Annotated in this window: 1 protein-coding gene; it reads right to left on the bottom strand. The window is 69.5% G+C overall.

Features of this window, described 5'->3' with window-relative positions:
* On the bottom strand, positions 1–456 hold a 456-nt coding region (locus TW83_RS18655; RefSeq protein WP_045984286.1), incomplete at both ends, for an ABC transporter substrate-binding protein.

The following is a 456-nucleotide window of genomic DNA, read 5'->3' as shown; positions in this document are numbered from 1 at the left end:
CACGACCTGGTTCAGCGCCTGGCGGTCGATGGACAGCGACAGCGCCTGGCGGACGCGGGCATCGGCGCCCAGCGGTGCCTCCGCGCGGGGTCCGTTGCCGACGTTGATGGTGATGCCCTGATACCCGATGTTGGGCACCTCGAACAGCTGCAGGCGGTCGTCGGCCCGCACGCCCGGCACGTCGGCGGGGGCGGTGCGTTCGATGATGTCCAGATCGCCAGACCGCACGTTGGCCAGCCGCACCGTCGTGTCCGGGATCGGCAGATAGATCACCCGGTCGTAATGGAACTGGTCGGCGTCCCAGTGATCGGCAAAGCGTTCCAGCACGATCCGGTCGCCCTCGACCCGGTCGACAAAGGCATAGGGGCCCGAACAGACCGGGGCCCGGCCAAAGGCGGCGCCCGCCGTATCGGCGGCATCGGGCGAATACATCCGCCCCGCGTGATGGGCCAGCTG

The organism is Paracoccus sp. S4493 (assembly GCF_000967735.1).
Classification (GTDB): domain Bacteria; phylum Pseudomonadota; class Alphaproteobacteria; order Rhodobacterales; family Rhodobacteraceae; genus Paracoccus; species Paracoccus marcusii.
This window is presented reverse-complemented; position numbering and strand designations above follow the sequence as displayed.